26 protein-coding genes are annotated in these 26,528 nt (G+C 36.1%); 21 read left to right on the top strand and 5 right to left on the bottom strand.

The window, feature by feature from the left end; genetic code table 11:
• Window positions 1-7 precede the first annotated feature (7 nt).
• Window positions 8-217, top strand: coding sequence for a hypothetical protein (locus ABDW27_RS03500; RefSeq protein WP_179005272.1), 210 nt, complete (start codon window positions 8-10; stop codon window positions 215-217).
• A gap of 483 nt (window positions 218-700) precedes the next feature.
• Here ABDW27_RS03500 and ABDW27_RS03495 read toward each other — a convergent pair whose 3' ends face one another.
• Window positions 701-1,546: a restriction endonuclease gene (locus tag ABDW27_RS03495; protein WP_179005274.1), complete on the bottom strand. Its 846-nt coding sequence runs from the start codon at window positions 1,544-1,546 to the stop codon at window positions 701-703.
• 960 nt (window positions 1,547-2,506) lie between these two features.
• Here ABDW27_RS03495 and ABDW27_RS03490 point away from each other — a divergent pair.
• From ABDW27_RS03490 to ABDW27_RS03445, 10 genes are all read left to right on the top strand, one after another.
• Window positions 2,507-3,658: an SAVED domain-containing protein gene (locus ABDW27_RS03490; protein WP_179005276.1), complete on the top strand. Its 1,152-nt coding sequence runs from the start codon at window positions 2,507-2,509 to the stop codon at window positions 3,656-3,658.
• 4 nt (window positions 3,659-3,662) lie between these two features.
• Window positions 3,663-4,883, top strand: coding sequence for a nucleotidyltransferase (locus ABDW27_RS03485; protein WP_179005278.1), 1,221 nt, complete (start codon window positions 3,663-3,665; stop codon window positions 4,881-4,883).
• Complete coding sequence (locus ABDW27_RS03480) at window positions 4,867-5,289, top strand: hypothetical protein (protein WP_179005280.1); 423 nt, start codon at window positions 4,867-4,869, stop codon at window positions 5,287-5,289. Before ABDW27_RS03485 ends, ABDW27_RS03480 begins: the two co-directional genes overlap by 17 nt.
• Before the next feature lie 44 nt (window positions 5,290-5,333).
• Window positions 5,334-5,663 (top strand): DUF3892 domain-containing protein, encoded by a 330-nt coding sequence (locus tag ABDW27_RS03475; RefSeq protein WP_179005282.1) that lies wholly within the window; start codon window positions 5,334-5,336, stop codon window positions 5,661-5,663.
• A 783-nt stretch (window positions 5,664-6,446) separates the two neighbouring features.
• Window positions 6,447-7,493, top strand: a complete 1,047-nt coding sequence (locus tag ABDW27_RS03470) for a Zn-dependent hydrolase (RefSeq protein ID WP_179005284.1) — start codon at window positions 6,447-6,449, stop codon at window positions 7,491-7,493.
• Window positions 7,494-7,504: 11 nt separating this feature from the next.
• The gene (locus ABDW27_RS03465; RefSeq protein WP_179005286.1) at window positions 7,505-8,791 is read left to right on the top strand and encodes an ABC-three component system protein; all 1,287 of its coding nucleotides are present in this window, start codon (window positions 7,505-7,507) and stop codon (window positions 8,789-8,791) included.
• Window positions 8,769-9,338 (top strand): ABC-three component system middle component 1, encoded by a 570-nt coding sequence (locus tag ABDW27_RS03460; protein ID WP_179005288.1) that lies wholly within the window; start codon window positions 8,769-8,771, stop codon window positions 9,336-9,338. Before ABDW27_RS03465 ends, ABDW27_RS03460 begins: the two co-directional genes overlap by 23 nt.
• Entirely contained in the window at window positions 9,328-12,474 is a 3,147-nt protein-coding gene (locus tag ABDW27_RS03455; protein WP_179005290.1) for a hypothetical protein, read from the top strand. Before ABDW27_RS03460 ends, ABDW27_RS03455 begins: the two co-directional genes overlap by 11 nt.
• 201 nt (window positions 12,475-12,675) lie before the next feature.
• Window positions 12,676-13,143, top strand: a complete 468-nt coding sequence (locus ABDW27_RS03450; RefSeq protein WP_179005292.1) for a hypothetical protein — start codon at window positions 12,676-12,678, stop codon at window positions 13,141-13,143.
• A complete protein-coding gene (locus tag ABDW27_RS03445; protein WP_179005294.1) occupies window positions 13,143-13,820 on the top strand; it encodes a hypothetical protein in 678 nt (225 codons plus the stop codon). Before ABDW27_RS03450 ends, ABDW27_RS03445 begins: the two co-directional genes overlap by 1 nt.
• A gap of 162 nt (window positions 13,821-13,982) precedes the next feature.
• On the opposite strand, the gene mobC is transcribed toward ABDW27_RS03445, so the two are convergent.
• The 3 genes from mobC to ABDW27_RS03430 are packed head-to-tail and all read right to left on the bottom strand — an operon-like array spanning window position 13,983 to window position 17,630.
• Window positions 13,983-15,971, bottom strand: coding sequence for a conjugal transfer protein MobC (mobC, locus tag ABDW27_RS03440; RefSeq protein ID WP_179005296.1), 1,989 nt, complete (start codon window positions 15,969-15,971; stop codon window positions 13,983-13,985).
• 25 nt (window positions 15,972-15,996) lie between these two features.
• The gene (locus ABDW27_RS03435) at window positions 15,997-17,253 is read right to left on the bottom strand and encodes a relaxase/mobilization nuclease domain-containing protein (protein WP_179005298.1); all 1,257 of its coding nucleotides are present in this window, start codon (window positions 17,251-17,253) and stop codon (window positions 15,997-15,999) included.
• The gene (locus tag ABDW27_RS03430) at window positions 17,238-17,630 is read right to left on the bottom strand and encodes a plasmid mobilization relaxosome protein MobC (RefSeq protein WP_179005299.1); all 393 of its coding nucleotides are present in this window, start codon (window positions 17,628-17,630) and stop codon (window positions 17,238-17,240) included. Before ABDW27_RS03430 ends, ABDW27_RS03435 begins: the two co-directional genes overlap by 16 nt.
• Window positions 17,631-17,921: 291 nt before the next feature.
• Here ABDW27_RS03430 and ABDW27_RS03425 point away from each other — a divergent pair, with 291 nt between their 5' ends.
• From ABDW27_RS03425 to ABDW27_RS03415, 3 genes are all read left to right on the top strand, one after another.
• Window positions 17,922-18,212: a hypothetical protein gene (locus tag ABDW27_RS03425; protein WP_179005301.1), complete on the top strand. Its 291-nt coding sequence runs from the start codon at window positions 17,922-17,924 to the stop codon at window positions 18,210-18,212.
• Window positions 18,213-18,398: 186 nt separating this feature from the next.
• Window positions 18,399-19,907 (top strand): MauE/DoxX family redox-associated membrane protein, encoded by a 1,509-nt coding sequence (locus ABDW27_RS03420; RefSeq protein ID WP_179005303.1) that lies wholly within the window; start codon window positions 18,399-18,401, stop codon window positions 19,905-19,907.
• A 64-nt stretch (window positions 19,908-19,971) separates the two neighbouring features.
• Window positions 19,972-20,253 (top strand): hypothetical protein, encoded by a 282-nt coding sequence (locus tag ABDW27_RS03415; protein WP_179005305.1) that lies wholly within the window; start codon window positions 19,972-19,974, stop codon window positions 20,251-20,253.
• Between the two features lie 59 nt (window positions 20,254-20,312).
• Here ABDW27_RS03415 and ABDW27_RS03410 read toward each other — a convergent pair whose 3' ends face one another.
• Window positions 20,313-20,798, bottom strand: coding sequence for a prolyl oligopeptidase family serine peptidase (locus ABDW27_RS03410; RefSeq protein ID WP_276174766.1), 486 nt, complete (start codon window positions 20,796-20,798; stop codon window positions 20,313-20,315).
• An 83-nt stretch (window positions 20,799-20,881) separates the two neighbouring features.
• Between ABDW27_RS03410 and ABDW27_RS03405 the strand changes: the two genes are divergently transcribed.
• The 7 genes from ABDW27_RS03405 to ABDW27_RS03375 are packed head-to-tail and all read left to right on the top strand — an operon-like array spanning window position 20,882 to window position 26,521.
• Window positions 20,882-21,406 carry a hypothetical protein gene (locus ABDW27_RS03405; protein ID WP_343694641.1) on the top strand — a complete coding sequence of 175 codons (525 nt, stop codon included), beginning with the start codon at window positions 20,882-20,884 and terminating at the stop codon, window positions 21,404-21,406.
• 12 nt (window positions 21,407-21,418) lie between these two features.
• Window positions 21,419-22,042, top strand: coding sequence for a conjugative transposon protein TraK (gene traK / locus ABDW27_RS03400; RefSeq protein WP_179005341.1), 624 nt, complete (start codon window positions 21,419-21,421; stop codon window positions 22,040-22,042).
• 50 nt (window positions 22,043-22,092) lie between these two features.
• Entirely contained in the window at window positions 22,093-22,530 is a 438-nt protein-coding gene (locus ABDW27_RS03395; protein WP_289878074.1) for a hypothetical protein, read from the top strand.
• Window positions 22,497-23,783 (top strand): conjugative transposon protein TraM, encoded by a 1,287-nt coding sequence (traM, locus tag ABDW27_RS03390; RefSeq protein WP_179005346.1) that lies wholly within the window; start codon window positions 22,497-22,499, stop codon window positions 23,781-23,783. Before ABDW27_RS03395 ends, traM begins: the two co-directional genes overlap by 34 nt.
• A 17-nt stretch (window positions 23,784-23,800) precedes the next feature.
• Entirely contained in the window at window positions 23,801-24,631 is an 831-nt protein-coding gene (traN, locus tag ABDW27_RS03385) for a conjugative transposon protein TraN (protein ID WP_179005348.1), read from the top strand.
• A gap of 27 nt (window positions 24,632-24,658) precedes the next feature.
• A complete protein-coding gene (locus tag ABDW27_RS03380; protein WP_256871168.1) occupies window positions 24,659-25,462 on the top strand; it encodes a hypothetical protein in 804 nt (267 codons plus the stop codon).
• A gap of 27 nt (window positions 25,463-25,489) precedes the next feature.
• Window positions 25,490-26,521: a hypothetical protein gene (locus ABDW27_RS03375; RefSeq protein WP_179005350.1), complete on the top strand. Its 1,032-nt coding sequence runs from the start codon at window positions 25,490-25,492 to the stop codon at window positions 26,519-26,521.
• Window positions 26,522-26,528: the final 7 nt, after the last annotated feature.

Here is a 26,528-nt window from a genome sequence, read left to right as displayed (position 1 = left end):
TATTGTTATGAAAATCAATTTTAAATCTGGGTTTGCAATTCTGCTGGTGCTTGCAGGGCTTTCCATTTCGTGTAAAAAAAATGAGACAGTTCCTGCTGAAACCAATGATACTTATGCAGACAGCTCTGCTGTTGTGGCTGATACCATCAGTACGGTTCCAGCCGATACTGTTGGGACCGATACCTCTAAAACCATGACTCCGCCGCCAGCAAAGTAGGTTCTTAATTAAAATAAATGGTGATTATTAATTCGAAAAGCCTGCAGAAATATAATTTCTGCAGGCTTTTTAATTTTTTCCAGCTTAGCCATTGCCTTGTAAATATTTGTATACAGTTTCGAACCTAAGCTCCTTAGGCCTTAATTTTACTATGCTTATCGTTTCCTAAAACTGCAAGTGCCACGATTTTGCCATAAAACTTGAATTAGTGGCTTTTGTAATTTTTTGCCTTTGTCTAATATATATGAACCTAAAATAGTTTAAGATTTGAATTTACTGAATTGTTTATTTTTCAGAATGCAATTTGCCATGATTCAGTCACAAAATTTATATTGGTCAAATATCTACAAATACCATGAATTTCTCTGGTAAAAAAGTATTCATTCTGTTAGATGTGCACCTAAAACCGAAAAGACTTTAGTTTGAAGTTTAAATGTTAAAGCTATCTCATTAAATTTCTTAGTTTAATACTTCTGATTTTGTTTATCGTATATTTTGGGCAATCATTCCAGTTTCAGAAATGATAAATGTCTGCTTCTCGAAAATTTTTTCCATTATCAGCCACACCTTGTCAACAATCGAGAAAATCCTGTTCTGATTTTGGTCCTGAACTGTTAATAAACCGGTAAAGGCAATACTTTTTATTTTGTGGATGCCGTCCTGAAGATGCAAATCTGCAGTCTTGTACTCATGCAGTCGAGTTGCTGTTTCAAACGGTTTCTGATTGTTGAGGAATTCTTTGAATGCCATTATTTCATCAAATAGGTTGCTTTTGGTCCCTTGTGCCTTTTTAATAAAGATAATATACTGCTGGCTTTCGCTGAGCTCAATTACTTTACCATCAAGTCCCAGTGCGGCAATGTTTGTGACTACGGGGCGTCTTATGTTTATTTTTATGTTGATCCCCAGATCAAAAAAGTGTACTGTCTCCTGTCGTTTTTTTTCCTTTGCACCGGCTTCTCTAAGCTGGACAATTAAGATGTTATTGTATTTGGCGAATTGCTGCGCATCGGGGGTATAGCCGCTTTTTGATACTATAATTCCTCGTTTTATTTCAGTATCATTAATGATGGCCAAGAGCTTCATTACGGTGTCTTTGGTAACTTTTTTATCCCAGTATTTGCATTCTATTGCTGTCCAATAAGTTCCGGTGTCATCTGTTTCAGATGTCAATACGTCAATCTGATGCTTCACTCCGGACTTTCCGGTTATTTTGCAGTCTTTTCCATATCCCTCAATGTGTATTTGATATTCCTGTCCTAGAGTTTCATAAATATATTTTGTGACCGATTCGTATTTTCTCCAGTCAAGTTCCTTTTGGTCTTTCATTTAGCTCAGTATTTTATAAGTCTGCCGTTAATGCTGCTTGAAAACAAGTAAAGATATGAATTTTGAGCCATCTCTGCGGTTCTTTTCAGACACGAGAATAACCTGGCATTTGTATTTAGATCAAAAAATGATCTGTAAGCAGGGTTTTCTTATGTGTATTTTCTTATATTAAAATTGTTTGTTTTTGTGTTGTACAACCAATTAAACTTTAAAAGCATGGCACTTAAATCTGGACCGAAAAGAATTGCAGATTCCACGGGCAAGCCTAACAGACGTCAGCATGACAACAAAAGCACGCCAGGAAACACCTCTTCGCTGAAGCCGTCTAAAAGTTCGGGAAAAAGAAAATCTGCGACTGTCTGCCCTGGCATATTTCAGCAGTTTTGATGTAGAAAACCTATCAGAATCCTGATGGTTTTTTTTATGCGTATCATTAAATTTCAAAATCATGAGCGACGAAAGACATTCAAGCCGGAGGGTGGAAATGCAACGTTTGGAGTGCCAATCTGCACTGGTTTCATTAAAAGGCAGCGTTAAATTTTAACATTAGAGTTGAAAAAGAATAATTATGCCAGAATGACACTTAATTAATGTTAAAAAAATATTAATGTCATTATTGTCAGTTTCTTAATATAAAGAATTAAAATTCTGATTCCTAATTTGTTAACACTTTTTTAATAAAATAATAGTAAAAAATTACTTGAATTTTCAGCATTGGCATGACAGTTGGATGTCATATGCTGTTATGAAGAAAACTGCCACAAAGACTTCCCAAATCTGAGGCTTGTTATGTGAATTATTAAAAAGAAGATTCACTTAATACGGGTGCAAAAATAGTAATTTGTTTTTCTCCTGCAAACTTTTTGACAAATTTCTTTTTCGGAGCTGTTCAATGCCGGTCGAATTTGAACTTTTAAAAATACAGATGTGTATGAGAACAATTAAAAAATTAGTATTAGAATGAAGGAGAACCAAACCAAAACCAAGAAAGTAAAAAGACCTCCGATTGACCCGAAAGTCAAGCTGAAGCTCTGGCTTAAGTCGGGAGGGAGGTGCCAGTACCGCGGCTGCAACGAGATTTTATTTGAAGACAGCCTGACCTTTAAGGATCTAAATAAATCCTATATAGCCCATATTTACGGTTACGCCCCGGGTTCGGCCAGATATGATGCGATGAAGTCTCCGGAGCTGGAGACTGATTTTTCCAATTTAATGCTGATGTGCGACGCCTGCCACAGAAAAATCGACAGGGAGGAGAAGGATGAGCACCCTGCTGGGCTTCTTCTGGAAATGAAGCAGGAACATGAGCAGAGAATCGAGTATCTGACCGGTATTGACGGCACTTTCAGGACACGTCTGATTCTGTACAATGCTAAAATCGGAAAATTCAATCCTCCGATGGATGCCGGTGCCATGCGCCGGATGATTGTGCAGAAAAACTGTTTTCCTCATAAGGAAACTGTACATCTGGGACCGGATAATACGGTGGTGGAAGACAGCGAAGGGCTGTACTGGGAGTATGAGAGCAGGTCGTTGGAAACTTATTTTGAGAAGAAAATCCAGCCGTACCTTAATTCTTCGGCTGAGCATTTTTCGGTATTTCCTTTTGCTCCGATGCCGCTGCTGGTAAAACTTGGGGTTTTGCTCGGCGATAAGTACAAAGTGGACACCTATCAGTACCACAGGGAACCGCAGGGCTGGCAGTGGAATGATACGTCAGATTTCGGCGATTTCACCCTGAAGGAGCCATCGTCCAAAAGCGGAACTGCGGTATTAAATATTTCATTCAGCGCCGATATCAGTGATGAGAGAATTCTGGATGTTTTTCCTGAGCAGGATGTTTCGATCTGGAAGCTTACCATCGATGATCCCAGACTTGATTTCTTAAAAAGCGCCGATATTCTGCCTAAGTTAAGAATAGCGGCACGGCATGCCTTGAACCGGATAAAGCAGGAGCACGGACATCACGGCGAGCTTCATGTTTTTCCGGCAATGCCTGTTTCGGCGGCGGTTGAATTCGGGAGATCGTGGATGCCTAAAGTGGACCTGCCTCTGGTGTTATACGATGGAAGGGACAAATTTTTAAAAACAATAGAAATCAAAAGAGCGTAAGAAGATGAATGAGATCAGAAAAGAGTACCTAGCTTCCATTTTAGAGAAAATGGGACAGGTTTTAGATATTACCCCGACCCAGCACAAGGAAGCTGTGGCAAAATATGAGGCAGTGGCAAATTACTTAAAAGGGGATGAGACCATTGCACAGTATGACCTGCACATGTACCCGCAGGGATCCTTCGGGTTGGGAACAGTGACAAAACCTGATTCGGATGTGGATGAGCTTGACATTGATCTGGTCTGCGAACTGAAAAGGGGAACCCATCAGATTTTTACCCAGAAGAGATTAAAGAACCTGATCGGGGACAGACTGCTTTCGGGCATGTATAAAGATATGGTCTGCAGGCCTGACGGGAGAAGATGCTGGCGTATTGATTATGCCGAGTCCACCAGATTCCATCTGGATGTTCTGGCTGCTATTCCGGACTCTACTCCCTCGATCACGGGCCTGCCGGAGATTAAGGATTATTCCAACACGGCTATCAGCATTACAGATAAGGAGCATCCCGACTATGAGTTCTACAGCAGAGGCTGGCCTAAATCCAACCCTCTGGGCTACAGGGAGTGGTTTAAGGCGCAGATGCTGGTGCAGCTTAATGAGGGAAGGCGTATGTTCTCGGCAAAAAACAATGTCAAGATTGACGATGTGCCGGATTACGAAATTAAAACGCCGCTGCAGCGTGCGATCCAGCTGATGAAAAGGCACCGCAACCAGATGTTTTCAGAAAGCAGTTCGCTCAGCTATGATGACAAGCCGATCAGCATTATCATAACCACTCTGGCAGCAAGAGCTTACGGTAATGAGGCTAACCTCTATGATGCTCTTATGAATATATTGGAGGGTATGCCTGGTTATATAAAGAGAAAAAACATTGGAGGAAAAACCGTGACCTGGATCGAAAATCCTGTGGACCATCGTGAAAATTTTGCAGACAAATGGGAGGAGCATCCGGTAAGGGAACTGAATTTCTATCTCTGGCTGGATGAGGCGAAGAGATTCTTCTCAAAGCTGCTTTCTGCCGACACGATACAGAATCTAAATGAATCGATGCGCCGATCCATGGGGGATAAGCTGGTAACAAAAACGCTTTCTGAATTCGGCGAATCCGCCAGAATGGCACGTGAGTCGGGAAGACTGGGTTTTGTGGCTGGTTCTGGCATTATTACCGAATCAGCGGATAAAAAGATTCCAAACCATACCTTCCATGGCAATAAAGAATAAGACGCGCTTTATCTCCATACCGACGCAGGCCAGATTTCTTAAGGAAAGTTTTCCGGATTCAAAAATCAGCACTTATATGGGAACACGGCTGGAGTGGGTTGGCTATTTAACGCCCACTCCGTTCAGCAGGTCTTATAAGGTGAAAATCGACTATCTCCTGGGTAAATCTCCCGATATTTACATCCTTGAGCCTAAAAAACTCAGGATGCCTGCCGGAGAAAGAGTGCTCAAGCATGTTTATAACCAGAAAACCCAGCAGCTCTGCCTGTTCTATCCTGACGGGATTCAGTGGAACAGAGGCAGATTACTGTCAGACACCATACTGATGTGGGCATCCGAATGGCTGTTTTTTTATGAAATCTGGCTGGAAACAGGCGAATGGAAAGGGGGAGGGACATCCCATTAAGAAAAATTAAAACTCAAAAATTAACCAATATAACTAGAAAAATTATGGCTGAATACAGAATATCAGGAATCTGGACAGATGATAAAGGGGGAATAACCCATTATGCTGTTCATGAAAGAATTAAAAACAGAGATGGAAAAGGATACACCATCAATAAAGCAATTAAAAAATCAAAAGCGGAAACTATTACGCTGGTGGAGAGTAAAAACAATACTGTTAAAACCTTTATGTGGAAATACAAAGAAGCCATGTGGCAGGGCGGAGAAGATGTGCATGTGGTCAATGGCGCAAGCGGAAAGTTTTTAAGAAGCAACCATGATAGTACGGTTCAGGATAACCTTCGGCATTTAATTGATTACAGCTGGATCTATTAGGGGGGCGATGTTTTAAGAACAGTGCTGTAATTTATGATCTAAAGGAGATGCCTGAGCGTGGCGATAACACAGAAGCCTGCCGTTAAAATAACGGCGGGCTTTTTAATTGCTATGCAGTGCTGCTTTTCAGAGAAGTTCTCCATTGTCAGTAATGAATAATACTAATCAGCAGTTGAGATAATCAATGGCATCAATGTCATGGAGTTTTAGTGCTTGGACGATTTTGGAGCCAAACCTCCTGCCAATATCCAATGGTGTGGCGTTAACTGATATCAATTGTTGTGCTAATTAATAATGCACCAAGCGACAATTTTAATTGCTGTACATAACAGTTGACTTATATCCTAACACTTCCATAAAAAACCGAGAAAAAGGAAAGAAGAGAATCAGTGGCAGGAATTAAGATGAGAGAGTACTATACTTCTCAACGGGCTGAGAAGCAGAGCAGGGCCGTTGTGTGCATGTAGCAGATATAATTAATTATTTTGTTTGCTCCCGAAGTCGCTTAAAATAATCTAAGTTTGAACTTGTCTTAAAAACAGGTATTTATACTTAACAGCTGCTGTTTTAAATATATAACTTTACAAAAAAAATATCTAGATTACGAATTACTTTTTATGAAATTTTGTTGAATTAAAATAAAGTAAAATTTTTGGAAAAATGAGAAATTGCTATGAGTTTAAATTTCGTTTAATTCAGCTATTTCGTAAGTAGATTTCTAATCAATTAAGGACAACCATAAAATAATTCTAAAAAACGAAGGTATTTTTAAAATTTTATACTATGATAATAAAATTACTTAAAGCCTACAACGGCGATTGTATTCACTTAACTTATGTTGACAGTAATGGTGTGTCTAAAAACATTATAATTGACGGAGGAACTTCGACAACATATACTTTTAAAGATAGCAAAGGAAAAATAGCAGATGGGGATTTAAAGAAGACAATAGATGCAATTAAACCTCAAAAAATTGATCTGCTGATATTATCACATATTGATGACGACCATATAGACGGTTTTTTAAAATGGTTTGGTAATGATTCTGATGCATGCAAATCAATAGGAGAAATTTGGTTCAATTCTGGCTCTACGATAAAAAAGTATTTAAATGACGAAAAAGCTATCGTTAGCAATATAGAATTTAGATTTACCGAAGGAACTAACACAAGCGTTCCCCAAGCGGTAAATTTTGAAAAATATATTAGCGGAAATGGTATTTGGAACCAGCAGATTATTAGTGCTGGAAAAGTATTTATCTTTGATGATTTGAACTTTCACATTTTATCGCCAAATAACGATAAACTTGAAAAACTGCTTGATAATTGGCAGCAAAAGGCTCCAGAATCCGTTAATACAGCAAGAATTAATGATTACTCAAAGACAATAACTGAACTGATTGCCACTGATAATTTTTCGGAAGACACGGATCCTTACAATGGAAGCTCAATTGCATTTATATTAACAAAAGATAAGTTAAACTATATTTTTTTAGGTGATGCTCATCCATCATTGATTATTAATGAGTTAAAGGTTTTTAATCAAGATAAAACCAGACTTAAGGCTGAATATTTAAAACTCTCTCATCACGGAAGTAAAAAAAATAATCCTGTCGAATTATTTAAACTCATCGATACAGATAAGTATTTAATCAGCACGAATGGTGATATGCACGGGCATCCAGATAAGATAACAATAGCAAGAATAATTAGTGTCAATCCAAAAGCAGAGTTTTATTTTAATTATCCAGAACTAATAAACAAGATAATACTAGAAAAAGATAGAAAGGACTTTCCACAAGTTAAGTATCTGGAGTCCGAAAAAATTTAAAAGATAAAAAAATGGAATGTACTTTAGAACGCTTTACAGTAAAAGTTGCAGATGGCAGCGGCTGCCTATTCCAACCTTTAGATAGCGATTATAGTTATGTTCTTACAGCAAAGCATGTAGTGGAAGGAGTTGATGATTTAATAATAGTCAGGCAAGTTCTTTCTACTCATGGTGAGGTTGAGAACCAAAGAATAGAGGTTTTGGAGAGACCATATTTTAATTCAGATCCTAGTAAAGACGTCGCAATAATTAAGGTCAGAAAGGTAGAAGGATTGGAGTTGCTTTTACGCTCAGATCAGTATCTAAATGAAAAAGAAGGATATAGTTTGTGCGGGCATCCAGAATCTAGAGCACATGAGGGATTCTCCTTTAGAAGCAACAATTTAGTTATCAACAATTCTACAGAGTTTAATTACATTGAAGGGGAAGTTGAAAAAAATGTTACTCATTCTGAAGTTATAGGTCAGTCAGGCGGAGGAATTATAAAGAAAGAAGAGACATGTTTTTTACTAGCTGGAATACAGATAAGAATGGTTGCCCGTGATAATGTTGAATCTCTATCAAGGATTGTTTTTGCTCCACTGTCTTTTTTTGATGAAATTATTGCAGAAAACAACGAAAAGCTATCAGCCTTGTTTCCTCCATATTTTGCTTCTTTAGAGATTATTCATGAAGAGGTATTTCCATTAACAGGAATATTATTGACACCTCAAAAGGAGGAATTGTTGAAAAATCAGTTAAAAATAATCGCAAAAAATTTATGTGAAGTATTTCGGGTGCAGGATGTCTTAGATTTTTATAAAGATTCAATTATTGCTAATGGAACAGATAAATCGTATGTTTCACATAAGCAACTTTGGATCGCATTTTTAGAATTAATCTCAATAAACCAGTTGTCAATTTTTGATAGAGACTTGACCTTTGAAGATCTTAGGGCTATAAGAAAAAAGCATAATCTAATTTTCATTGATTGCAATAATTGGGTTAAAAAACTTGATTTAATCATGAAGTCAGATCTGTCTTCTGTTGATTCAGGAGGCTACATTGTTGTCAGCAGCACGAAAGATACTAAACCTACTACGGTGGAACTCGATACTGATTATGTTCAGGATATTTGCAGTGTTCCAGCTGAACAAATGTTGATTAGCAGTTCTGTAACTAAAGTTGCGGAAGATTTAAAAATAATACATATTTATAAGTTTCAAAAACATATAATTGAAAATTTTAATTCTTTCAGAAATATTAACGTAAGTAATGTAAAACAAACTATAATTGATGAAACAAGAGGTATTATTTAAGAAATTTAGTAAAAATGCGCTTGATGATGAATTGAGAGCAAGCTTTAAAGATATAGTTTTTTTTGAGTTAGGAGAAATCATTTTTGGAGGCAGTGTAATAGTGGCATTTGTACAATTCGATACAGAAGATAATTTGAAAATAGAGTGGAAGGATTTTAACAATTTTGTTACGGCTCAGTATCTTTCAAATATTAAAGATGAGTATTCAAAATGGAATTTTTACGTATTTTATCTAAGTGGCGAGAAGATATCAAGGGAGCTCAAATATGAGATAGAGAACAATAAATTTAGCAGCAGAAAAATTATCTGCGAAGAAATTAATTCAGAAATTGACCAGGCATTGATCAATAAAATTATCTCAGAATATATTGTTAATGACAGTATAGATTTTAGTCTCGATAATGAGTATTCAGATATATTTTCAAAGGATTTGTTAATTGAAAAAGCACTTGGAGATTTAGTAAGTGGAGTGGGAAAAAATCTTAAGGAACAAGATTTATCAGATGTATTAGCCAAACTAGAAAAAGAGATGAACAATGAAAATTAAAAAAGTAGAAATACAGGCTTTTAGAGCCTATGACAATGTCGAGAATGGGACTTTTGATTTTCAGAGAAAAGATGGTGAGTATGCGGATTTTGTGTCGCTTTACGCACCAAACGGTTTTGGTAAAACATCGTTTTACGATGCAATTGAATATGGCTATACAAAGAATATAGACAGATTTCTTAAGAACTTTAAAATAAACCAAGATAGTGCGAAGTCAGAAAAAAATCTTAATAAAAATGATAAGCAGTATATTCTAAGAAATAAGTATTCTCATGAATCGTTGTCTAGTTATGTTAAAATCTTAGTTTCTAATTCCAGTAAACCACTATTTAGGGAAATACCTGTTCCGGCAAGGAAAGGAGCGGCTGATTTTAAGTTTGACGATAAAGAAACCGAAAATAGGTATTTTAGAGAAGTAATATTATCTCAGGACTGGATTAGCGGTTTTTTAAAGGAAAGCAAACCCGAAGACCGTTACAAAACTTTTATGGAATATTTTGGAGATAAGGAACTTGATAAATATTATAATATTTTAAAAGATCTCATTGAGATTAATTCAAAAAAGATTAAGGTACTGGCCTCAGAACTGAATGGTATTCAGATATACTTAAAATTTGATGGAGATAAGGAAATTCTAAATAAAATAAACAACAAAATTGATTCATTGAATGAGACGGCTATTTTTTTTACAAAGATAGATTCTCAGTCTTCAGATTTTGATATATTGAATATTACAAATGATATATCTGAAAGGCTTAATAATATTGACTTTGAAATAGCTGGACTTAATGAAAAGATTTCAAGTTTGGATAATTTAATTAGCGGAAACGACCAGATAATAAGTTTTAGCAAATACAAAGATGATTTAAAGATTTTAGGTGACGCTTTATTAGAGCAACAGAATTTAAATTTAACGAAGATAATTTTTGAAGATTTAAGAAAAAAAGAAGCAGAAATAAACTCAATTCAAATTTACGTAAGAGACTTAAAACTTAGAACTGATAAGAAGGAAAGGATTTCTGGTCTTATCGAAAAGTATGATGAGGTAAGACTCAAAATTGGCGTTAAAGATAAAGAGGCTGAAGAAGCAGAGGATGCACTTAGAAAAATTAGAGAAGATATAAGTACAAAAAAAAATAAAGAATCCGAACTGGAGCTACAGACCAACAATACCCAGAATCAGATTACTGCAATAAATGAAATAATTCTAGAGATACCTGAAATAAATAAAAAAATTACCAACAGTGAGGAAAACATCAGAAAAAATAGCATAGAGTTAGAATTAAATTCTGCTGCTTTAATTAAACATGGAAAGAATGTTGAAGAAATAAAATTGTATTTAGATGATTTAAAAAAATCTTTGTCTAATATTAGTAATAAAGATTATCCATCTGAATTTGATATAAACTTTATTAAATATGCAACTGTAATCAAGGAAATCAATAGGATTGAGCAGGAATTGCAAATCTCAAATAGGCACTTTGATTCTATCAAAAAGGATATTGTCGAGCAGGAAAAACTCCAGACTGAACTGCAGAATTTTCTTTCGGCTGGACTTGCAATCGTCAATGATTCTAAATATGAGAGATGTCCGCTATGCGAACATAAATATGAGTCTTATCAAGTTCTTGCAGAAAAAATATCAAATAATGTTCTGCTTACCAAGATCATAAATGATTTATTGAGTAAAAGAAATGATGCTCAAGAAAAAATTAATGTTTTAACGAATGATCTTGTAAAGGACAAGGATAAGCTTATAAAATTAATTGAAAAAGATATTTCTAACAGTGAATTAGCACTGATCGATTTAAATAGAAAAAGTCTTAAATGTAAAAATGATCTTACTAAACTAAATAATGATATAGAAAAAGATAATGGAGTTTTAATCTTTAATAAGAACCTTCTTTTAAATAAATCGGCAGAGGATTTTATAAAATGGACAGTAGATGAAATAAAAAAATTAAGTGCCCAGGTTGAGAAATTTATCGCTGAATTAAATCTAATTAGAAAAGACATACAATCAGCTACATCAGAGCGTGAGAATACAGCTTTAAAAATTGATTTATGCAGAAAAGATAAAACAGAATTAGAAGAAGACGGTGCCTATGTTGAGGTTCGAGACTACTTTAAGGAAAATTATCCCGAAGGAGAAATTACGGTTACTAATTTGGATAAACAGATAAAAGAAGATTTAAAAAGAAATCAAGAATATAGTGATAGTATCAAAAAGATTGAAGAATCAATTGCCGAGATCCAGAAAAAGCTAATCGGATTTGATGAAGAAGCGGTGAATCAAAATCTTCAACTGGTCAAAGAATTAATTAATGAACTGAAAATTCGAATAAACTTATATGAATCTAATGCTGCAAAAGTACTAGATCTTAGTTTTGACGAGATTGAATTAGAAAATTATCCAAAGATTGTTGCGGTGGCCAGAAAAGAAAATGATGATAAAATTTTTAAGTATAAAGAGGAGATAAAGGATATTAAGATTTTATCTGATCTAAAGGATAATGTTGTGCCTTACCTCAAATATGAAGAATCTAGGCAAAATGAATCGGTAATAAAGAAAAGGATAAGTATCTTAAAAGATAAAATTGGAAAAAAACTGACAGAAGAGCTAAAAAAAGTTTCGAAACATATCGAGTTGCAAATTAAATCATTCTTTTTTGAACCACTTATAAACGATCTATACAAAAGAATTGATCCCCACCCTGACTATAAAAAAGTAAAATTTATTCCGGATTTTAATGATTCAAAACCAAAATTGAATGTTTGTGTTTACATGGAAAATGCCCAAAGCAATTTTATTATTCCAAATTTATACTTTAGTCATGCTCAATTAAACATTTTAAGCCTATGTATTTTTTTGGCTAAAGCATTAAATGCCAAAGATGACAGCGGTAATTCAATAGATTGTATTTTTGTAGATGATCCGATACAGTCAATGGACAGTATAAATATTTTGTCAACAATAGATCTGCTTAGAAGTATTGTTGTGAATCAGAAGAAACAGATAATTTTGTCAACTCATGATGAAAATTTTCATAATTTATTAAAAAAGAAAATACCTGCCAGTTTATTTAAAGCAAAATATCTAGAACTGGAGACTTTTGGGAAACTAAGAATGGATTAAAAAGTTTTTGCAGAGTCAGCATTGACAAGGTTTTATATTGTTGTTATGCTTTCGGAAGAAATTATCATGCACAAATAGACAATATTCAAAATTTGCGGAACTTGCATATAATTAGTATTCTGAGTTATATTTATATTATAATTCGGTGATAATTTAAAAAGTAAGAAGATACAGAAAAAGTATTATTAAATTTTACATGAAATGGAAGACTCGATATTTAAAGATGCTCCAAAATTTATTTCTCAGCGATTTTCATCTATAAACAGATATGTATGGAATTCATTTTTTCCTGAAAATTTATTGAATAAAGAGCTAAGAAAAATTGAATCAGAGAAAAAAAGGAAAGAGGAATTAAGAAGGCTGAAAGGTATAGTTAATGAGGCTTCAATAGTAATTCTTATATTCATTTTGAAAAAGTTTTTTAAGGAAGGAACGGAGGCAGCAATCAAAGCGGTAGATACATTTCAAGATATAGGAATTAAAGATGGCTTTCAGATTGGTTCGAAGCATTTTAAAGAAAGAAATGAGAATGTTTTGGAAGGGTACAGACTAGCTGATTTGCTTGTAGAAAAAATTGAAGATCCAGATCTTCTGGATCTGATTAATAATTCAAGGTATGTTACTCAAATTATTGAAAAATATCGTAAAATAATTTACCCTGAAAGATAATGGATAATTATTTATTTGATCAGAAAAAAGCTAAGCAGAATTTGCAGACTTTTTTTAAAAGCGAGAAGTCAAAATTAACAAGTTTTGGAAATGCAGTCAATCAAACATTCGAAGCATATGTTTTCGCTAAGGTTATTGAGTATTATAAAACAGCTGGTTATTCTATAAGAATTGTCAATCCTAAAGTAAATGGGAAAGAAGTTTTCAGATTGAAATTTTCGACTAGAGGAGCTCCTAATAAATATTCATATGCAATAATCACACTTGATGAATATTCATTTCAGCTCAGGCACCAGCTTAGAATAACTACATCTGCATATGTTCGTGGGCAAAAGAATAATGCCAATATCTGTTGCGATATATCTTTAATTGAAGACAATGATCTTCTATATTTTACATCAGATGATGCAGTGCCAAATGAATGGTTACTTAGTTTTGGAGAAGTAAAGCATATGTCAGCTTTTGCAGAGCTAGTCGCTAGTTTTGTAGGGTTAGTTCATGAACTTCAGCCAAGCAGACTCAAAAAGATAAGAAGTAAAAAATATCAATCAATCCACTTGGCTCCGTTTCTTTATGTAAGTGGTATTTTGAATCCCACTGCAAGAGGAATTTTACAAAGCATTCAGCGTAGAAAATATGATATAGACCTATATTCATTTGATAATCCGATGAAATAGTCACAATGCCAATTTGTTTTTATATTTATTGTTCCTACAAATTTTATATATAAGCAATATTGTGTATTAAAGAGGTTACGCTGATAGTGAATTCTACTGTTATTTTTTTGTGGAGAAGAAGGTCCTAAATATTCTTTTTTTCCTTATTATACAAGAGCTGTCCTATTTCTTCTTTCTGATAGCCAAATGGGACAAGGCAGGGTCATGCAAAAGACGCTCCATTTCTGAATTAACTATTTCGGAGATATCTTCTTTTATCTGCAGATAATTACGTTCAATAATTGTATTGTTTATAATGCGCACAGGGCTGATTCCCTGATATGCGTCTTCTTCTTTTTTTAGCTGCTCATGATTATTGATTATCTCGGAATGGAATGTTTTGAGTTCAATTTTGCAGTCCGGATTATCAGCTGTAATGCCGACAAATTCACCAGAGCTCAAACAGGAAATCTTAGAAGCAGGCACAGCAGCTTCCAGCTGTTTTGATCTGCTGATGGAGGTATCTGAGCTGTTTATGGAAATGCTCTCACGGTCCTGCATTATTTTTCCAAAACGTTCTGACAGCTGTTTTGCAGTATCGCCGTTCACCTGTCCACTGATGATATTTCCCGTGATATTGAGTATGACGTCTGCCTGTTCTCGGCCATAATCTTTGCGTAGCTGGCTGAAATCCTGAATCCCAAGACAAGTGCTTACCTTATTGCTTCTGGCCGTGGCTATCAGGCTGTCTATATTATTAAGATAGATAGTCGGGAATTCGTCAAATATGAGGCTGCTTTTGATTCTCTCTTTCTGGTTCACCTGCTTGATGAGCCTGCTTACATAAAGCGAGAGAACGGCGCCATAGGTTTGTATTTTTAGCGGGTTGTTTCCCATGCAGACTATCTTTGGATCTTTGGGATTATTGATGTCGAGCGTGAAGTCATTCCCAGAGAGTACATAGTAAAGCTGCGCACTGGAGAGCCTTGCCATAGATATCTTGGCAGAAGCTATTTGCCCCTCCAGTTGCTCCATAACATTTTGGAGGTAGGCACTAACAAATGGATCTATCAAAATCTCTATCTCTTTTTCAGTTCTTAGCAAGCTAAAAAGACTGTTGTATTCAACCTGCATCAACTCAATTACATGAGGCAGGGTGCAGAACGCGCCGTTATTGTATTTACGCAGATACCATATTACAGCAGTAAGAAAATTGATAGGAGATTCAACGAAAAAGTCTCCCTGCTTTTTTATCCATTCACGGTTTAATCCCAAAAGAATAGTGCGTGCTGATTCAGCTGCATCTGTTATGTCGTCCATTGATTTCGGATCAAGAGGATTGCATCTGTGCGTGCGGCTCAGGTCATCAAAATTAATGACGTAAAATTTAGGTTCCACCTTGTATAAATGCTTGTTCTGAAGCCAAGTGTTATAGGCTATTATGCTGAGGTCGTCAAACTTAAAATCATATACAAACATTGAGAAGCCTTTACGGATGTGCTGGGTTATAATGTGGCGGATCACAAAATAGGATTTTCCAGAACCCGGTGTTCCTGCTACCAAGATTCCCCGAAAAGGATTTATGATATTAATCCAGCTTTTTCGGACTTTGTTTTTTAATCTGTAATGTGCCGGCAGATTAATGGAATATTCATTTTCAAGAAGCCTTTCTTCCTGCGGAAATGTTTCATTTTCACGGTTGAAAATATCCTTATGGCTGAGATTTCTTCTTATGATTCTCGACAAAAGTGTTCCGCCTGCGAGCATGAGCAGATATCCAAAGACAGTACAGAGCACATAAAGAACCAGATTTTTTTCAGGAGTGGCTGGAATGATCAGAAAAAAATAGCTCAAAAAATAAGCGATCAGTCCCAAAACCATATAATAAAATGCAATTTTGAACACCAGCTTTTCATTTTTACTGCCCTTTGCCCCAAGCAGGGAAATGCATAAAAATCCCAAAGAAATCAGCTTAGATAAATGAAAATAATCAAAGAGCCCGGTGCGCAAAATATTCCCCAGCAGTTTATCCCCAAAACTGCCTGCAAGTCCCCATATTTTAAACACATTATATCCGTAATAATAGAAATGAAGACCTAACAATATCATGCTGATAAGCCTTGTCATATCTAAAATTTTTCTAAGTGCCTGTTCATTTTCACCTGTCTGCATAGTCTTAGTTTTTTAGTTAGTAATCTTAATGCCCTTTTCCTTTTTTTCGTTTCTTTCTTCTTTTCAGCTGAGAGGGAACAAAATCAGCAGAAAACTCGGGCTGGAGCACCGAATCAATTATTTTCTGCAGCTCGCCAACAGAAATAAATGAAGACTGAGATGGTTTATTTTTTAATGTATTATCCTCAAGAATTTTAACGGCGTTTCTGCCAGTGTTAAAATCTTTGACACCGCAGCGTTCTTCTATGCCAGAAGCTGAGTAAGTTTTTCCTAGAGAGCTTCCGTTAAATACACATTTTGTTTTATGGTCTATGTAGGTTAAGCCATAAAGGATCTCCTGTTCATTTCTTCGTTCAGCAGTTTTAATTCCATCTCGAATAAGAATTCTGTCGAGATCAGAAACTGACTTTATCCTGTTCTGTATAAAGGCGAGATCAACCGCATTTTTTACTCTCTTTAAATGGGAATTTCTCCCAATCTTATTTGCCGCAAATTTTATTTCGAGATAAGCAAGGGTAGGTTTCATGTAAAAGCTGCTGGCTTTTAAGGGAACACCCACAGGCTGTCTCTTATCGTTCAGAATCTGGTACGCCAGACCTTTATGGAGAAACATTCTTGAATCTTTACTTCCCTGCACGGCGGTAACATTGTAGAGATTCAAGACTGCATTTAATTCTCCTATTGTGGTATATTTATAATTAGGAATTACTGCGTTTAATACAGCAGCAATTGCTTTTTTAGTTTCAGCTTTTCCATACTTTAAAACACTGCCTTGCGCAGGTTTTATATTTAGTATTTTTTCCTGTTGTCTGCCCAGTGCAGGAACCAGATTGAATGCCTTTTCAATTTCTTTACGGGCTGTTTCAGACTGGTTCCTGCCTATGTTCTGCATGTCAATTCTCTTTCCGTCGGACTTCACTTTTACAGACACTATATGGATGTGCGGATGTCCCGCATCATGATGCTGGTAGACCAGATACGGCTGAAATCCAAACCCGATTTTTTCCATATAAGATTGTGCAATTTCCATCAGCTTACTCTTTGAAATATTGCTTTCAGAGGAATCGAAATTTAGTGATATGTGCACACTTCCGCGCTTGACATTTGTATTTAATTCCAGCTGTTTTAAAAGAAGTTTAAGCCTTGATTCTTTGTGAAGTTCAGAGGCTGCTGCAGGATAATTTCCTTCTCCTATGAGTTCTGCTTTTCCTGCTTCCATCTTATTTTCATTATAATTGAAGATGTTTCTGACTGATGATCCCGTGTTTATGACTGCAACCATTTTTCAGCAAGATTTCGGATAGTCATTCTAATATCTTCAATAGAATTGAACAGTATTTTTTTATCTGTTTCAAAACCCAGAATCCACATTTTGAAATCAGAAGTCTGTGAAAGCGAGTGCAGTTTTTTCACTGCCTGATTAAAATTGTTTCCAATGGGATTCAGATCTGTTCTGAGCCTTGTTAATTCGGATATTAAATCATCAAGAGATTCGTTTCTGTATTTTAAAACAACAGGTTTTTGAAGCAGATTTTTTCGGGCAAAATCACTCAGTTTTGGGCACAGAGACTCTGCAAAATATTTCTGAAGGATCTTATATTCCTGCTCACTGAGCCTGAGATGGAGCCATCTGTTTCTGTTTTTTTTCTCGTCTTTCATCATTTTTCCTTTTCATTTGACATTACAAAACTTCCAGTTTTCACTGCCAGCGAGTTCCGAGCAGAGAGGCAGCAAAATATCGATTGTGATACAACCGGACATCTTGCAGATTGCAGGAACGTGGCAATCTTTCTGAGCCTGAATAAAAAACTCAGACTTCTTTCAAATACTCAGACGAATTTATGCAGGAAAATCCAATGCATCCCATCATAGGTAAATTTTGCTTATGATGCTTTGATGCATCATTGCTAACTTTAGGCTTTGATTTATTAATTTAAAAATGCTGAAATTATGAGTGCAAAGAATTATGCAGCCAAGGTGTTTGATACTGTATTGAGCATCCCTGGAATGAGTGAGCCGGTGAAGATTGATTTGAAAATTTCACGCAAAAATGTACTGCTTTTATCCCACTTTATAGAAAGGGGATTGCTGCTGGAAAAGGATGAAGGTAGTCTCATGGGAAGCATAGCACAGGACGAAATTACCGAACTAAAAAACATCTCGCAGGAATGCCTTCAAAAGGCTGGCCTTGTCGAACTCAATCAAAAGCTTTTGACTTTTATCGAAGACGGTAAGGTATAAATAGGAGAAACTGAAAAAACTCGAAAATGCTTTATGGATTTTTAATCTGTAGAGCATTTTTTTATTATTTAAGAGTTAAAAATGAAACTGGTATAGTTTTGATGTTTTTTGGTTTGTTTTTGATGTTTTTTCTTTCAATTTGCTGATTTACATTTGTTTTATATTAAAATAAAATTTGCCGAAGACATGGAAAACTCTAGAATTAACAACAATATAGTTTCTATCGTTAGCTTTTTATTTATACTACTATTTGTGTACGCAGCTGTAAATAAATTATTTGAGTTTGAAACTTTTAGGGTGCAGCTAGCACAGTCACCGCTTATAAGTGTTTTTGCGGCATGGGTTTCTATTTTAGTGCCTTTAATAGAGTTACTTATATCGTTGATGCTTTTATTTCCTAAGTCACGTTTTGCAGGACTTTATGCAGCGCTATGCCTGATGACTATGTTTACTGCTTATATTTTTATAGTGCTACATTTCAGCTCCTTTGTGCCATGTTCATGTGGCGGAATCCTAGAAAAGATGTCCTGGAATGTTCACCTTGTTTTTAATTTCTTTTTTATCATTCTCGCTTTAACTGGTCTACGGTTTTATGATGATTATCAAACAAGAATAAATTCAAATATTACAAAGGCATCCAAGTTAAAAAGGGCTGGACTAATAATGTTTTTCAGCATAAGTGTTGTAATTGTTTTGTTCCTAAGCTCAGAAGAGATCATTCACAAAAATAATCCATTTATTCGGCGATACATTAAAAAGACTATTAAAGCGGTTTATAATAAAGATTTAAAATTTAACTCGTATTATTTTGCAGGCGTTAGTGGAAGTAAAATTTATCTGGGGAATTTAACGGATCCTTTTGGAGTACTAAGCATAGACACTCTTCAGAATATGAGTGCAGAACATAGAATTAAATTTATTGATGATGGAGAGCCTTTTCGTAAGATTTTTGCAAAGGTGAAGCCACCCTATTTTTATCTGATAGATGGTACCGTTCCAATTGTTTACAAAGGGAATATCAAAGATTGGAAAGTAACAGGTAAAATAAAAGATATTCCACGTTTCACAGCTGCCGAACCAATAGACAGTGTAAGTCTGTTCTTACGAAATAATACAGGTCCCAATTCAGGCCATCAGTTAGGCATATATAGCGAAAGTTTTAAACCAAATACGAAATACTTTCCTGCACTTTTGCAGAAGCAGATTGACGGTATTTTCGATACAGACGGGATGCTGCTTTATAACAATGATCTCCATGAAATGATATACGTCTATTATTATCGAAACGAGTTTATAATTTCCGATAAGAAAGGAAACTTTAAGAGAAGACATACAATCGATACGATCAGCAGAGCCATGATAAAAGTTTCGGATTTAAAAGAGCATACTGAGCGCCGTTTAAGTTCCCCGCCATTTTTTGTAAATGCACTATCAGCCACTATTAAAAACCTGTTGTTTATACATTCGAAAGTTCCGGGACGCTATGAGGATGATCAGATTTGGAAGAGAGCATCAGTGGTTGATGTATATGATATTAACAAGGGAATTTATCTACTGAGTTTTCCTCTTTTTACAGAAAATAATCAAAAAATAAAAGATATGCGTGCAACTAATACGCATCTATACATTCTCAGCGGTAATAATCTAGATATCTATTCCTTTAGGGGAATCTTGAAAGAACAGCTGAAAGAATAGTAAATTATAATATACCAGCGCTGGTTGCAGGAAAGAGATCAACACCTGCTAAAAAAGTAGATCGATGTTTAATTTAATATTAACTATTATGAAAAAGACATTTTTAAAATCGACCATGCCTTTTACTGCTGCGGTAGTATTAGGAATTTCAGGTGCGTTCTTCACCACCTCTATGCAAAGTGCATCGAAATTAGCACCTCGTGACGGTTATATCAACAGCCTGTCAGGTGTCTGTGATGTCCAAGTGCAATGTTCTGACAATAGCAATAATCCAATTTGTAAAGCAAATGGACAGACTGCTTTTGGTAAAGCGAATAATTGTGGGGAGACACTTTATATGCCATAATTAATTTAAACAATCATTAAAAGCAATGCAGTTCTAAATGAACTGCATTGTATATTTTATTATCCACGATTTTCAATCCATTCAAACGCCTTTTCATTTTTAAGAAAGTGATTGAACCACTGCAGTATTCTAATTGAAAGATCCTTTTGGTTGTATGGATCCGAAAATGAATGTTCTTCTTCTGGATAAAGGAGCATTATATTGTTTTTCTCAAGACGATGCATTGCAAGATAAAGTTCAATACTTTGATGCCAGTCAACCTGCTGGTCATTTTTTCCACTCCAAAAAAGAAGCGGTTTGTTGATGTTTTCTACATTGTTCAGCGGCGAATTATTTAAATAAGTAAGAGGCATTTCATAAGCAGAAACTCCTAATCTAAACTGTCCAATATTAAACTTTATCATATGGGGTTTTCCGGTACGCCAGTTAATCGCATGGTAGAAACTGTTCAGATCTATCGGGGCAGCACCAGCAACCGAAGCTGCAAATATATCAGTCTTACCTGAAATGTATGCAGTCTCATAGCCTCCAAAAGAATGTCCCATAAGTCCGGGTTAGCGAAATTCTGAGAATTCTCTTCGAAGCTTCTTCATTGTGTATTGATACTCTCAGAACATTTCAGCTTGTAGTGCTGTCCATCTTAGGGCCACTGGTATTTGGAATCGCAGTCTTTGACGGATTCCAGCATACCCTGACGGTCTGGCTTGCCAGGTATATAAACATTTATCTCTGGCTTCCCGTTGCCAACATTTTCGGAAGCATTATCGGGAAGATTCAGGAACAGATGCTGAGGCTTGATATCTCACAGATTAATACTGCGGGAGATACTTTTTTCAGCAGGACCGATATCGGCTACTTAATTTTCATGATTATAGGAATTGTGGGGTACTTTACTGTGCCTTCTGTGGCCAATTATATCGTGCATGCATCAGGAGGAAGCGCATTGGGACAGAAAGTGACAAGCCTGTTTGGCGGATCGACTTCCTCAGTGATTGGAGGAGCTGCCACAGGAGCAGGAATGGTAATGGATTCAATGGGAAATGCAGCAGGCAGAATGAGCCAGAGCATGTCATCTTCAGCAGCTGCTTCGCCTTATTTTGAAGAAAAGGGAAATTATATGAGTGACAGGCTCAAAGGAAATTCTAAAAGTTAAATACACTAGATTATGTTTACGAAGATGAAAAATTTAGATACGGCTTTCCGCCATGTCAGGGGATTTACTATGCTGGTCGTTCTTGCTTGCGCTGCCATAACCTGTTATGCATTGTATAAAAGTTTCAGCTCTATTGCTTTAATGGAAGACAAGGTTTACATCCTGGCAAATGGAAAAGCGCTTGAGGCATTTGCATCAGACCGTAAGGATAATGTACCTGTTGAAGCAAGGGATCATGTCAGGACATTCCATCAGTTTTTCTTCAGCCTTGACCCAGATGATAAAGTAATTAAAGCCAATGTTACCAAGGCCCTGTATCTGGCTGATAATTCTGTCAAGCGCATATACGATGATTTAAAAGAAAACGGATATTATTCGGGAATTATATCAGGAAATATCAGCCAGACTGTTATTGTAGACAGCGTAAGCTTTGATATTAATGAATATCCCTACCGCTTTAAGTGCTTTGCCCGGCAGAACATCATAAGGACAACAAGCATATTGAACAGAAATCTGATTACGGAAGGAACGCTTCGAAATGTTTCAAGGAGCGATAATAATCCGCATGGTTTTCTGATTGAACGCTTCAATACTCTTGAGAACAAAGATCTTGGAACAGTAAACAGAAAGCCATGAGAAGTCTGATGCGAAAACAAAGACAGAATGTAAAGTCTTCAAGGTCATATATGATAATCAGATTCTGGTGGGTAAAAAAAATGAATAGGCTGACTAGAGACCTTTCAAATTCACAGCTTAAGTTTTCAGTAATCATTTTTGCGGCCCTTGGAACGATTTTATGTGTTTATAACGCATTGAGCGGTTTTCTGTCAGAAAGTCAAAAATCAATGAACATTGATGCAGTAAAAGTGCTTAAGCATGCTTATGGTGATGAGGTAGGCCATATGCATTCTCTGGATCTGCCATTTAACAAATATGCTGAGAGATCCAATATCAGCAGATATATTGATAGTGTGATAAATGCAGCAGACTTAATCGATTGGTCTAAAAATCAAAATTCCAACGCTGAAGATTTTACCAGCAGTCCGAATCTCAAGGAAACTAATTCATCTAACTATAAAAAAATAAGATTATGGAACATAAAACACTTTCAACCAGAGAGATAAAGAATCGCAGTATGATGCTGGTTCTTCCACTGCTTGTTCTTCCATTTATAACCATGCTGTTCTGGGTGCTTGGAGGAGGCAAAGGAACAGAAAATCCAATTTCAGGAACTGAAAAAAAAGGATTTAATATGCTGCTTCCAAATCCAAAACTAAAGGAAGATTCCAGTTTGGATAAAATGAGCTATTATGACCAGGCATCAATTGATTCTATAAAACTGCAGGAACAAAAAAAGAAAGATCCTAATTATTCGGTTGGTGCGGAAGATAATGATAATCTTGAATCAAAACGTTTTTTTGATACGGATGAGGTTGCATGGAATGATAAACAAAACGGACTGAAAACAGACTATCTAAAACCAGAGAATGAAAAGAAGATGTACCAGAAACTTGAAGCGCTCCAGAAAGCTATTGCGGAGCCTCCAAAAGAATATCAGAGCGGTCAGGATATGAGGGAATTTCAGTACCAGAAAATGCCTGACGGTGAATCAGCCGAGTTAAAAAATCTTGAACAGCTCATGGCAGTCATGAGTGCGCCTTCTGAGCCTGATCCTGAACTTGCCCAGCTTGGCGGCATGCTGGAAAATATTCTGGATATCCAGCACCCAGAACGTGTACAGGAGAAACTGCGTCAGAACTCAAAGCTTCAAAAAGGAAAAGTTTTTTCAGTGAACAGAAAAGCTGAAGAGCAAAACCTGAGCTCTCTTCAGACCAACAAAGTAAATTATGAGCAGTCAGCAAATTCATTTTATTCGCTTGATGGTGAAATCAACGATGAACAAAATCAGAACGCAGTTGAGGCAGCTGTTCATGAAACGCAGACGATTGTCAACGGTTCTATTGTAAAAATCAGACTTGCAAGTGACGTTTTTATCAATGGCGTACTAATTCCAAAAAACAGTTTCGTTTTTGGGACAGCGTCACTTAAGGGAGAAAGGCTTGAAATAAAGATCAATACCATAAAATACCAGAATTCCATTTTCCCGGTTGAACTATCCGTCTTTGATATAGACGGCATTAAAGGCATTTACATTCCTGGAACCATAAACAGGGATGTAGCAAAAGCATCCGCTGACAGGTCCATGCAGAGTATTGGACTGGCAGGAGTCAGTGATTCTTGGGGAGCTCAGGCGGCAGGAATGGGAGTGGAGGCAGCCAAATCACTTTTAAGCAGGAAAGTTAAGCTGATAAAAGTAGCAGTCAAGGCAGGTTACAAAGTGCTTCTCTACGATGAAAAAGAAAAGAATGAACAATAACTTTAAACTAAAAGAAAATGAAAAATTTAGAGACACTAATTATCACATTTATTTTTCTGGCTGGTTTTTCAGTTTCTGCACAGTATGATGCTAAAGCCGAATTTAATAATATACAGCTTAGCTATACAAAAACCACCAGTATTTTATTTCCGTATGCAGTAAAAAGCCTTGATATCGGAAGCCGTGATGTTCTGGTACAGAAAGCAAAGGGAGTTGAAAATATCCTGCTTCTTAAAGCTGGCAAGCAGAATTTTCCACAGACTAACCTGACTGTTGTAACTTCCGACGGTAATCTTTACAGTTTCATTTTAAATTTTGATGATCTGTGTCCTACATTAAATGTGGATGCACGGTTACGAATTGGTGACGATAAATCGCTGCTGTTTTCCCTTGAGAACGAAAACCAGAAAGAAATAAAAGAATATGCCCTGTTTGCTCTATCCAAGAAAAATAAGGTAAGCGGACTGGGTTCAAAAAATGCAGAAATTGAGTTTAAGGTTGACGGCATTTTTATTCATCAGGACGTGATGTATTTCAGATTGGTTTTAGGGAATGATTCCAGAATTAATTACGATGTGGACCAACTTCGTTTTTTTATCCGAGACCAGAAAAAATCCAAAAGAACTGCAGCTCAGGAAATAGAAATGACACCGCTTTTATGCACCGGAGAATTTAGCAGGATTTCCGATAAATCTGAAACTACAGTAGTTTTTGCCATAGCTAAATTTACGATACCGGAAAAGAAGAAATTCACAATGCAGGTCTTTGAGAAAAATGGAGGCAGGCATCTGGAACTTAACATAAAAAACAGGCACCTGGTTAATCTTGAAATACTGGGTAACCTATAATCAGTACTAATTTTAAATGTGAATATCATGAACGAGAAAAATGTACAGTATCTGAAAGACCAGTTAAAATATACTGGATTCGGAGAAACTTTTGATGCTGAATTAAGAGAGAATATTCAGAAGGGGGATAAGGATTTTAAATTAATGCATACCGGTATTATGAACAATGGTGTCCCTAACAAAGATACAGTCACTGTTGAACTGAATTTTAAAAAGTCCGACCAGAGCGATATGTATTTTTTCAATTCCTATCAGGTTAATCTACAAAAAGAGGATAATAAGCCGGGATTGGAACAGATTTTTTATATTAACAATGATAATACCAGCATCACTCTCAAAGAGGCGTATAATTTGATGGAGGGCAGATCGGTCAATAAGGATTTAAAGAATAAGGACGGTGAAGCCTATAATTGCTGGATTCGTATGGACTTCAAAGAAAGTGACGACCGTGGAAATTTCAAGCTTCAGCATTATCATCAGAACTATGGATATGATCTGGAAGCTTCGCTGGAAAAGCATTCGATAAAAGAACTTCTGACACCTCAGTACAAGGAAGATTTGATGAACTCTCTGAAAAAAGGCAATCTACAGTCCGTAACTTTTGTGGTAGGAGGAGAGGAGAGAAAACAGTTTGTGGAAGCTAATCCCCAGTTTAAGACTATTAAGGTTTATGATTCTTCTCTGCAGAGAATAAATGACCGTGAAAGCAAGAACGAGAAGCAGTCGCAGTCCAAAGGAAAGAGCGCAGACCTGGCTGACAATTCCGATGAGACCTCTCAGAAAGAAAAAAAAATTAATTCCCGTTCAAAAAAAGCGGGCAGATCGGTTTAAGGTGCTTAAATAAATTAAAACTGAGTTATGTCTTCTGAAAACAATCGAGTAGAAAATGAGATAAAAGTGTGGCAGTCCAAGGAAGAAAAATTAAAATTTCTATTTCAGAACAGCCCTAATATAGAACGCTCTTGTGGCATAGAGAAACTGAAATTTTTTAAGATGTTACTTTTTAAATATGAAAAGACGAAAGCTGTAGATGAAAAAATAACTCTCAGGTTTCTTAAGCATGAATATAACAAATTGAAGCATCAAGTCTATCCCAATATCATTGTTAGGCTTGTAAATGGAGCGCTTAGTGCTGTTGTTTTTGAAAGGATAGATAAACAGGATTATCTTAAAGATCTGGAATTAAACAAGAAAACTTTAGAGGAACAGTTGATAAAATGCGGTTTTCATGAGGCTTATGGCAAAGTATTGGCGAATATGAAGGAACAGCTGTTAAATTTTACTGTTCCTGTTTCTTATCACATCTCAGAGAATGAAAGACTTGAACATTCACTTCAATTTGTAAAAGATGCGCAGGGGGCTTACCAATTTGATGGATTCAGATCAATTCTTTATACAGATTCGTCGCCATCCAGCCGATGTACACATTACTTTAAGAATGAAAAATCTGAGGGCTTCAGCGCAGCTGAAGCATACGAAATGCTTGCAGGAAGAGCAGTTCTAAAAAGCGGAACCTGGAAACAGTTTAGCTTCAACGACAGGGATCTTAATGACAATTATAGGATGCATGAATTTCCAGAATCGTATGGATACAATGTAAGCAATGCTTTAAGGACTGTTCCTCTTAAAAATGATGACTATGAGACATTCGAATCCCTGGTCGATTCTTTGAAAAAGGGGAAGAGGGAAGAAGTTGCTTTTATGATACAAGGGAGAGAAATGAAGGTTTTTTTGGAAGCAAATCCACGGTTTAAAACCTTGAATTTTTATAATGACAGAATGCAGAAACTTAGTCTGGGAGAAATTAAAAGCGGCTGTAAAATTAGCCCGCTGCTGAAACCACAGCACAATATTGAGACTCAGACCGCAAAAAAATCTCATCATATGTGATGTTTAT

Origin of the sequence: Flavobacterium sp., assembly GCF_039595935.1 — a bacterium.
Classification (GTDB): Bacteria; Bacteroidota; Bacteroidia; order Flavobacteriales; family Flavobacteriaceae; genus Flavobacterium.
This window is presented reverse-complemented; position numbering and strand designations above follow the sequence as displayed.